General features: G+C 56.6%; 11 protein-coding genes. All 11 read left to right on the top strand.

The annotated features are described in order from the left end of the window. Positions 1 to 209: 209 nt before the first annotated feature. The 11 genes from iscR to ABJP42_RS06945 all read left to right on the top strand — a co-directional run bounded on the left by iscR (position 210) and on the right by ABJP42_RS06945 (position 9,753). Positions 210 to 671 carry a Fe-S cluster assembly transcriptional regulator IscR gene (gene iscR, locus ABJP42_RS06895; protein ID WP_348339594.1) on the top strand — a complete coding sequence of 154 codons (462 nt, stop codon included), beginning with the start codon at positions 210 to 212 and terminating at the stop codon, positions 669 to 671. 63 nt (positions 672 to 734) lie between these two features. After that, on the top strand, positions 735 to 1,778 hold the full coding sequence (locus ABJP42_RS06900) for a cysteine desulfurase family protein (protein WP_348339595.1): 1,044 nt from the start codon (positions 735 to 737) through the stop codon (positions 1,776 to 1,778). 15 nt (positions 1,779 to 1,793) lie between these two features. Further along, positions 1,794 to 3,314: a Fe-S cluster assembly protein SufB gene (sufB, locus tag ABJP42_RS06905; protein ID WP_348339596.1), complete on the top strand. Its 1,521-nt coding sequence runs from the start codon at positions 1,794 to 1,796 to the stop codon at positions 3,312 to 3,314. Positions 3,315 to 3,363: 49 nt separating this feature from the next. Continuing rightward, positions 3,364 to 4,242: an FkbM family methyltransferase gene (locus ABJP42_RS06910; protein WP_348339597.1), complete on the top strand. Its 879-nt coding sequence runs from the start codon at positions 3,364 to 3,366 to the stop codon at positions 4,240 to 4,242. A 1-nt stretch (position 4,243) separates the two neighbouring features. Then, on the top strand, positions 4,244 to 4,558 hold the full coding sequence (locus ABJP42_RS06915) for a heavy metal-binding domain-containing protein (RefSeq protein WP_348339598.1): 315 nt from the start codon (positions 4,244 to 4,246) through the stop codon (positions 4,556 to 4,558). Between the two features lie 2 nt (positions 4,559 to 4,560). Further along, positions 4,561 to 5,385, top strand: a complete 825-nt coding sequence (locus ABJP42_RS06920) for a polysaccharide pyruvyl transferase family protein (RefSeq protein ID WP_348339599.1) — start codon at positions 4,561 to 4,563, stop codon at positions 5,383 to 5,385. A 29-nt stretch (positions 5,386 to 5,414) separates the two neighbouring features. Beyond that, positions 5,415 to 6,170, top strand: coding sequence for a Fe-S cluster assembly ATPase SufC (gene sufC / locus ABJP42_RS06925; protein WP_348339600.1), 756 nt, complete (start codon positions 5,415 to 5,417; stop codon positions 6,168 to 6,170). Position 6,171: 1 nt separating this feature from the next. Continuing rightward, positions 6,172 to 7,452 carry a SufB/SufD family protein gene (locus tag ABJP42_RS06930; RefSeq protein ID WP_348339601.1) on the top strand — a complete coding sequence of 427 codons (1,281 nt, stop codon included), beginning with the start codon at positions 6,172 to 6,174 and terminating at the stop codon, positions 7,450 to 7,452. Continuing rightward, positions 7,453 to 7,950: a YIP1 family protein gene (locus tag ABJP42_RS06935; RefSeq protein ID WP_348339602.1), complete on the top strand. Its 498-nt coding sequence runs from the start codon at positions 7,453 to 7,455 to the stop codon at positions 7,948 to 7,950. Continuing rightward, positions 7,947 to 8,540, top strand: coding sequence for a YIP1 family protein (locus ABJP42_RS06940; RefSeq protein ID WP_348339603.1), 594 nt, complete (start codon positions 7,947 to 7,949; stop codon positions 8,538 to 8,540). Before ABJP42_RS06935 ends, ABJP42_RS06940 begins: the two co-directional genes overlap by 4 nt. Next, complete coding sequence (locus tag ABJP42_RS06945) at positions 8,533 to 9,753, top strand: cysteine desulfurase (RefSeq protein ID WP_348339604.1); 1,221 nt, start codon at positions 8,533 to 8,535, stop codon at positions 9,751 to 9,753. The genes ABJP42_RS06940 and ABJP42_RS06945 overlap by 8 nt, the downstream gene beginning before the upstream one ends. Positions 9,754 to 9,756 lie beyond the last annotated feature (3 nt).

Below are 9,756 nucleotides of genomic sequence, written 5' to 3' on the forward strand. Positions count from 1 at the left end.
GGGTCCGGGAAAAATAACCTCGGGCATGGGTGTCCCTGTCTGGGGGTTCAAAGATCGCCGCGAATAGTTGACGAATTCCATCAGTCATCTTAGAACAATTCTAATTGCTGGCGCAGGCCATTGCATTGCACCGTCACGCTGAGATACGCACTCAGGCGGTTGAGGTCAATGTTTTCGCGTCTTGACCAGATGTTTGGAGAGTTGGAAAGATGAAGCTTTCTACCAAAGGCCGTTATGCGATGGTCGCACTTGCCGATATTGCGCTGCAACCGGGTGATGCTCTGGTTGTGCTAGGGGATATCTCCAAACGGCAGAATATCTCACTGCCCTATCTGGAACAGCTCTTTGTGAAACTGCGTCGCGCGGAACTGGTTGCCTCGGTGCGCGGCCCGGGCGGCGGCTACCGTCTGGCACGTCCGGCCTCAGAGATCCGGGTGGTTGATATCCTGAGCGCCGTGGATGAAACCGTAGATGCCATGCATAAGGGCGCTGGCGCCTCAGGCGCCACCAGTGGCAGCCGGGCTCAATCCCTCACCAACCGTTTGTGGGAGAGCCTCAGCGCGCATGTCTATGTGTTTTTGCACCAGACCCGATTGTCGGATGTGATCCAGAACGACCTGGCCCCCTGTCCGGCGGTGCCGGGGCTGTTCTCGGTTGTCGACGCGGAATAATCCGGACATGACACAAAACACGCTTGCTATGACTGGCAGTCTCAAGATCCAAAAGGTGATTCCATGAAACGCGTTTACCTCGATCACAACGCGACCACACCGCTCTCGCGGCAATCCCGCGCGGCGATGATTGCCGCGATGGATCACTTTGGCAATCCATCCTCGGTTCATTCAGAGGGACGTTCCGCCAAGGCTGTGATCGAACGCGCCCGCGCTCAGGTGGCGTCTGCGCTTGGGGCGGATGGCGCCGATGTGATCTTCACCTCTGGCTCCACCGAGGGGGCAGCCCTGGCCCTTGCGGGTCGAGATCTGCAAGGCTCGATGATTGAACACAGTGCGGTAAAGGCCTGGGCGAATACAGACCTTCCGGTTTCTTTTGACGGGCAGGTGACAGTAGCGACCCCTGCAAAATCAACCCTGCAATTGGCCAATGCTGAGACCGGCATCATCCAGACCCTGCCACAGGGACTGGCGGTCAGCGATGTGACGCAGGCCTTTGGCAAACTTCCGATCGCCTTTAACTGGCTTGGCACGCAAATGGCCTTGGTCTCTGCTCACAAACTGGGTGGCCCCAAAGGCATTGGCGCCTTGGTGATGCCGCGCGGCACCGACCTTGAGGCAAGAATCCGCGGCGGTGGTCAGGAAATGGGGCGCCGTTCTGGCACTGAGAATGTTATCGGTATTGCTGGATTCGGCGCTGCTGCAGAGGCCGCTGCGGCAAGATTGGCAGATGGCACCTGGGAACGGGTGCAAAAGCTGCGCGACCTGATGGAAGAAGCCCTTGTGGCTGGCGCTCCAGAGCTTATTTTCGCGGGCAAAGATTCTGCGCGCCTGCCGAACACTTCCTGTTTCATGGTGCCTGGCTGGAAAGGAGAGACGCAAGTCATGCAAATGGACCTTTCCGGTTTTGCCGTCAGCTCTGGGTCAGCCTGTTCCAGTGGCAAGGTGCGCACCAGTTCGGTGCTGACCGCGATGGGAATTGACGAAGAAACCGCCCAAGGCGCCCTGCGCGTCTCGTTGGGGCCGGAGACAACCGAAGATCAAGTGCTGCGCTTTACCGAGACGTGGCTTCAAAAGCATAAGAAACACCGCGCCCGCGTGGCGTGACTGTAGGAGAAAATCATGGCCGCTTTGGACCAGACCCAAGTCAAGGAAGGTGTTGACCAGGAAACCGTGGATGCGGTGGCCGAAGTCAGCACATATAAATACGGCTGGGAAACCGAGATCGAGATGGAATATGCTCCCAAGGGGCTGACCACCGATATCGTTCGCCTGATCTCTGAAAAGAACGACGAACCCGAATGGATGCTGAACTGGCGCCTCGAGGCCTATGAGCGCTGGCTGCAAAAGGAAGAGCCCAGCTGGGCCATGGTCGACTACCCGGAAATCGATTTTCAGGACCAGTATTATTATGCCCGTCCCAAATCGATGGAAGTAAAGCCCAAATCGTTGGATGAGGTCGATCCCAAGCTGCTGGAAACCTACAAGAAGCTCGGCATCCCTTTGAAAGAGCAGATGATATTGGCCGGCGTTGAAGGTGCAGAGGATATGCCAGCCGAGGGCCGCAAGGTGGCTGTAGACGCGGTGTTTGACTCGGTGTCAGTTGGCACTACTTTCCAGGCCGAGCTGAAAAAGGCCGGCGTGATCTTCTGTTCGATCTCGGAAGCGATCAAGGAACATCCCGAGCTGGTCAAGAAATACCTCGGCACCGTGGTTCCGGTTTCCGACAACTTCTATGCCACCCTGAATTCGGCGGTGTTCTCAGATGGCTCTTTTGTCTATATCCCGCCAGGCGTGCGCTGCCCGATGGAGCTGTCGACCTATTTCCGCATCAACGCGGAAAACACCGGCCAGTTTGAACGCACTCTGATCATTGCCGACAAGGGCTCCTATGTGAGCTACCTTGAGGGCTGCACTGCACCTGCGCGTGATATTGCCCAGCTGCATGCCGCTGTGGTTGAGATCATCATCGAAGAAGATGCCGAAGTAAAATACTCTACCGTACAGAACTGGTATCCCGGTGATGAAAACGGCAAAGGCGGTATCTACAACTTTGTGACCAAACGTGCCGATTGCCGCGGGGATCGCGCCAAGATCATGTGGACCCAGGTGGAAACCGGCTCTGCCGTGACCTGGAAATACCCCTCCTGCATCCTGCGCGGTGCCGAAAGTCAGGGCGAGTTCTATTCCATCGCCATCGCCAACAACATGCAGCAGGCCGATACCGGTACCAAGATGGTGCATCTGGGAAAGAACACCAAGAGCCGGATCGTCTCCAAGGGTATCTCTGCCGGCAAGGCACAGAACACCTATCGCGGGTTGGTTTCGATGCACCCCAAGGCCAAGAACAGCCGTAACTACACCCAATGTGACAGTTTGTTGATCGGCGACAAATGTGGCGCCCACACGGTGCCCTATATCGAGGTCAAGAATAACTCGAGCCGGGTGGAGCATGAGGCGACAACCTCCAAGGTGGATGACGACCAGCTGTTCTATTGCCGTCAGCGCGGCATGGACGAGGAAGAGGCGGTGGCCCTGGTGGTCAATGGCTTCTGCAAGGACGTTTTGCAGGCGCTGCCCATGGAGTTTGCCATGGAAGCCCAGCAATTGGTCGCCATCTCCTTGGAAGGGTCGGTGGGCTGATCCACCCCCTGGATCGCTCTTTCCTAGAAACACCAAAGGTTTGTTTGACATGGATGACCAAAAGCCAGAACTGACACGCCACGGCAAAAAACTTGCCTTTGGCCGTGTTTTGGAAAGCGGCCCGCTGTCGCTGATCCACAGTGAAGTTTTGGGTCAGCCTGTCAGCTTTTGTGTGAACAAGGCAAAGGACCCGATTCAACGCAATCATCGCAAGGGTACCTTTTACGAGCTTGATGAACTGGAGGCTCTGATCCCGTTGTTTCCCGAAGGGGGCACCTTTGTCGACATTGGCGCAAACGTAGGAAACCACTCCCTATTTGCCGGCCTATTCCTGAAAGCGGGTCGGATCATTCCTTTTGAACCCAATCGGTTGGCCTATGATCTTCTGATCAACAATATGCTGGTGAATGGGCTGCGAGATCGGGTGGATTTCTCGATGCTGGGGATCGGCCTTTCGGATGAACTCTCTGGTGGGTTTGCCATGGAAAGGCGCCGTCGCAACCTGGGCGGCGCAAAGATGCTGGCCGGAGAGGGGGATCTCAAAGTTTATCGTGCGGATGCCCTGTTGGATGAGGTTGAACCCGACTTCATTAAGGTCGATGTGGAAGGTATGGAAATAAAAGTGATTTCTGGTCTTTCCGGCGTTTTGGGCCGCTGCCGCCCGATCATCATGATCGAGGTGGACAATGAAAACGAGGAGGCGTTTCAGGAGTGGGTCCAGGAGGTAGGCTATGCCACTTTGAATGTGTGCCAACAATATCGCAGCAACAAGAACCATCTGATTGTCGACAAAGACCAGTTGGAAGACCTTAAAGCGCGGTTCAAGGCCCCAACCTCTAAGCGGTATGCAGAAATGGCCTCCCGCCAAAAAGGCGCTTCGATGAGTGCTGAAGAGGAAGACAATACACTCGCAGGAACGGAAAACTAGAATGATTGTCACAACGACTCCCTCTGTCGAAGGCTACCAGATCGCTGAATATAAGGGCATCGTCGTGGGTGAGGCCATCATGGGTGCCAATGTGGTGCGCGATGTCTTTGCCTCGATCACCGATATCGTTGGCGGCCGCTCTGGCGCCTATGAGGGCAAACTGCAGGACGCGCGCGAAACCGCGCTGTCCGAATTGGAAGACCGCGCCCGCGAAAAAGGTGCCAATGCGGTGGTCGGCGTTGACCTTGACTATGAGGTCGTCGGTAATTCGATGTTGATGGTTTCGGCCAGCGGTACAGCGGTGGTGATCGGCTGAACATGACGCTCGCGAGTTCTCATAACGCGCCCCTGCGGCTGTTCTGGTGGAAGGCGGTGCCAAATTTTGGTGATGCGCTTTCGGCCAGCGTCGTTGCGCATCTGAGTGGCCGTGAGGTGGTGCATGTCGGGGCTGGCAAGGCGGATCTTTTTGCCATTGGCTCCATCCTTCAGATTGCCCGTCGTAAGCTTTCTGAAGCAAAGGTCTATGCCCATAGTCCCGTTGTCTGGGGCTCTGGGCTGCTGCATGCGATTTCGCGAGACTTTTTGAGCAATGTCGAGATCGCCTTGCTGCGTGGACCAATCAGCGCGGCCTTGCTCGGGCAAAAGACGGATCAATTTGGCGACCCTGGGCTGCTGGTTGCGGATGTCTTTGACCCCGCTCCGTCTAAGACCCATAAAATCGGGTTGGTGCCGCATCATAGCCAGATGGAAGATGCCCAAATTCAATCTCTTGCCAGTCAAAGTGAAGATTTCCTGCTGATTGATCCGCGCCAGGATGCGGCATCCGTCTGCCACCAGATCAGCGCCTGCGCCCATATCTTTGCGGCCTCGCTGCATGGGCTGATCTCGGCAGATGCCTATGGCGTTCCTTCGACCTGGGTGTCGCCCGGCGATCAGGGACATCTGAAGTATTACGATTACGCCGCCTCGGTAGGGCGCGCGCTCATTTCACCGCTGGCTTGGGAACAGATCCCAACCCAGGCGCGAAACCTCAAACAACCGGCAGAGCTGGCTTATGGCGCGGGCATTGCCCGGGCTCAGGCTGATCTGCGTAACAGCTTTCCTGCGCGCCTGCGCGCTGAACAAAACACAGGCACCAACTAGGTCGCCCAGACAATAGAGACGAGGAAAAAATGCTCGAAATCAAAAACCTGCACGTCAAACTTGAAGACGAGGACAAGGCAATCCTGAAGGGGCTGGACCTGACTGTCGAGGCCGGCAAGGTACATGCGATCATGGGGCCAAATGGCTCTGGCAAGTCGACACTGTCTTATGTTCTCTCTGGCCGCGATGGCTATGAGGTCACCGATGGCAGTGCCACTCTGGCGGGCGAAGATCTGCTGGAGCTGGAGCCCGAAGAGCGTGCCGCATTGGGCGTCTTCCTGGCCTTCCAATATCCGGTAGAAATCCCCGGCGTTGGCAATATGACCTTCCTGCGCACCGCGGTGAATTCGCAGCGCAAGGCCCGCGGCGAAGAGGAGCTTTCAGCGGCTGAATTCCTCAAAACCATCCGCGCCAAGGCCAAAGATCTGAAGATCGACGCCGATATGCTGAAGCGCCCGGTCAATGTTGGCTTCTCTGGTGGTGAGAAAAAGCGTAACGAAATCCTGCAGATGGCCATGCTAGAGCCCAAGATGTGCATCCTGGATGAAACCGATTCTGGCCTTGATGTTGATGCGATGAAACTGGTAGCCGAGGGCGTCAACGCCCTGCGCGACGAAGGTCGTGGTTTCCTGGTGATCACCCACTATCAGCGCCTGTTGGACCACATCAAACCCGATGTTGTTCACATTCTGGCCGATGGCAAGATCGTAAAAACCGGTGGTCCAGAGCTGGCGCTCGAAGTGGAAAACAACGGCTACGCCGGTATTCTGGCGGAGGTGTCCTGAGATGGCATTGGCTGAAGCGAAACAAAGTGCCACCGAGGCGCGGCTGGCGGCGCTGAGCCTGCCCGAGGGCGGCTGCCTTGCTCTGGCGCGTCAGGCGGCCTTGGCGCGGGTGCAGACCCTGGGCCTGCCTGGACGTCGTGACGAATATTGGAAATACACCCGTCCGGATAGCTTGACCGCCGTCGAGGCGAGCAAGGCCACGGTGTTTTCCACCGAAGAAGAGCCAATGTTCAATGAATTCGATCGTTTGCGGATCGTTTTTGTCGATGGCGTCTATGATGAAGCGGCTTCGGATGACCTCAGCCTTGAGGGGGTGCAGATCGACCGCATCGCTGATATCTGCAGTCGGGACATCCACTGGGCCAAGGATCTGTACGGTGTATTGGAAGCGCGCGGACAGTCGCCTGTAGCGCGTCCCCTGGCTGCCCTGAACACGGCCTTTGCCAGTGATGGCGTTGCCATCCATGTGACAGGTAAACCCAGCAAGCCGATCAATCTGATCTATGTGCATTCTGACGAGGTCTCTGACGCTATCCTGCATCACGTGATCCGGGTGGAAAAAGATGCCGAAGCCACCATTCTGGAAAATGGTCCCGCCGCCTCGCGCTTCAACAAATGCATGGAGATCGACATTGCCGATACCGGCAAGTTGCATCTGGTCCGGGCCCAGGGCCGCGATCACGAGCGCCGTGCCGCAACCCATATGTTTGCGCGTCTTGGCACTGAATCCCAGTTCAAGAGTTTCACGCTCACCGTCAATGGCGTGCTAACCCGCAACGAGGCAGTGCTCGAACTGCTGGGCGATGATGCTATTGCCCATATCGCGGGTGCCTGTGTTGGCGACGGTGATTTCCACCACGATGACACTGTGTTCATCACCCATGACGCGGTGAATTGCGAAAGTCGTCAAGTTTTCAAAAAAGTGCTGCGCAATGGCGCCACTGGCGTGTTTCAGGGCAAGATCCTGGTCAAGGAGGGCGCTCAGAAAACCGATGGTTATCAGATCAGCCAATCGTTGCTGCTGGACGATGACAGCCAGTTCCTGGCCAAACCTGAGCTGGAAATCTACGCCGATGACGTGATTTGCTCGCATGGCTCCACCACTGGTGCCATCGACGAGGAGGCTCTGTTTTACCTGCGTTCGCGCGGGGTTCCGACTGAGGAGGCCACCGATCTGCTGACTCTGGCTTTCCTGGCGGAAGCGGTGGAAGAGATCGAGGACGGTGAGATTGCCGAAGCCATCGTTGCCCGCCTCGAAGGCTGGCTGTCGCGGCGTCGCTAAATGGCGGTTACCAGCGATATCCTGGCGACCTATAGGGGGCCGCGCCGTGTTTTTGCGCGGCTCCTAGAGATGGGCCCGCGCGAGGACCGACTCTTAGCGATCCTGATGGCCGGCTGCGCCTTGATGTTCATCTCGCGTATGCCCAGCCTGGCCCGTGAGGCGCATCTGACCGGGCAAGAACAGACAATGTTGCTCAGCAACGCGTTGTTTGGCATCATTTTTGTGGCACCTCTGGCGCTCTATACCCTGGCACTGATGACCCATTTCATCGCCAGCGTCCTGCGTGGCAAAGGAGAGGCCTATGCCGCCCGTCTAGCTCTGTTCTGGTCCTTTCTCGCGGCCAGCCCACTGATGCTGCTGAACGGGTTGGTTGCGGGCATGATTGGTCCCGGAACCGAGCTGAACCTGATTGGCGGGCTGTGGTTCACCGCCTTCCTCTGGTTCTGGATCTCCGGTCTTTACCAGGGCTATTGGGCCAAAACACAGGTACAGCTATGAGCTTTCTGTGGTCTTTTATGGTCCTGACCTTGCGTCAGCCAGGGGTGGCAGCGCGTACGATCCTGCTGCGTCAATGGCCGCATGAGGCCATCTGGACCGGGCTATTCCTGGCCATTGTTCTGAACGAACTGTTCTTTGGAGCATTGGGGCTCTACGTCACCAAGTCCAGTGATTTGGCTATGTTCGGTCTGTCTCCCAAACATCCCGGACTGTCGCTGTTCCTGTCTGCGCTGCGCAGTGTCGGCTTTGCTGCGCTGCTGACCTATTGCGGACGTTTGATAGGAGGCACAGCGCGGTTCATGCCGATGTTGTCGCTGCTAGTCTGGGATCAACTGGTTCAGTTGGTGGTTATGGCAGGCGGTATAGCCGCGCTGCTGGCCTCGCCGACGTTTGGGAGTATTGTCTTCCTTGTGATTGGCCTTGTTATGTTTTTTGTGCTGTTGAACTTTGTAAACGAAGCCCATGGGTTTGCCTCCCTCTGGTATGCCTTTGCCGTGGTTTTGATGGCAACAATTGTGTTGTTCTTTTCCATGCTCTTTCTTGACGGCCTCTTTGGCCCTGCCAATACTGGACTGCCTACAAATGTATGATGTCGAAAAAATCCGCAGTGAATTTCCCATCCTGTCACGTGAGGTCAATGGCAAGCCACTGACCTATCTGGACAATGGGGCCTCCGCGCAGAAGCCTCAGGTGGTGATTGATGCGATCAATCAGGCGTACTCGCAGGAGTACTCCAATGTTCACAGGGGCTTGCACTACCTTTCCAATCTGGCCACGGAAAAATATGAAGGCGTGCGGGGCATCATTGCCAAGTTCCTCAATGCCGGACATGAGGACCATATCATACTGAACTCGGGCACCACAGAGGGCATCAATATGGTGGCCTATAGCTGGGCCATGCCACGGCTTGAGGCCGGGGATGAGATCATCCTGTCGGTGATGGAGCATCACGCAAATATCGTTCCCTGGCACTTCCTGCGTGAACGGCAAGGCGTGGTAATTAAATGGGTGGATACCGCTGCAGATGGCAGTCTGGACCCGCAGGCGGTGATCGATGCCATCACGCCCAAGACCAAACTGGTAGCCCTGACGCAATGTTCCAACGTGTTGGGAACCGTTGTGGATGTCAAAGCCGTGACGGAAGGCGCTCATGCCAAGGGCGTACCGGTTCTGGTCGATGGATCGCAGGGCGCGGTGCATATGCCAGTGGATGTTCAGGATCTGGGCTGTGACTTCTATGCTATCACCGGCCATAAACTATACGGTCCTTCAGGGTCTGGCGCGATCTATGTGCATCCCGACCGCATGGCAGAGATGCGTCCCTTCATGGGCGGTGGTGACATGATCCGCGAGGTCTCCAAAGACGCCGTGATCTACAATGATCCGCCGATGAAGTTCGAGGCGGGCACGCCTGGCATCGTGCAGACCATCGGGTTTGGCGTTGCGCTGGATTATATGATGGCATTGGGGATGGAGAGTATCGCCGCCCATGAGGCAGAATTGCGCGACTATGCCGTGACCAAGTTCAAAGGGTTAAACTGGCTGAACATTCAGGGGCAGGCGACTGATAAAGCTGCGATTTTTAGCTTCACCCTCGAGGGCGCAGCCCATGCGCATGATATCTCTACCATCCTTGACAAAAAAGGTGTTGCTGTACGCGCGGGACACCACTGTGCTGGCCCATTGATGGAGCATCTCGGTGTCACCGCCACCTGCCGAGCCTCCTTTGGTCTGTATAACACCAAGGCCGAGGTCGACACCCTGGTCGAGGCGCTGGAACTGGCTCATGAGCTGTTTGCCTGATCC

The sequence above is a fragment of the Pseudophaeobacter sp. genome, from assembly GCF_039971195.1.
Classification (GTDB): Bacteria; Pseudomonadota; Alphaproteobacteria; order Rhodobacterales; family Rhodobacteraceae; genus Pseudophaeobacter.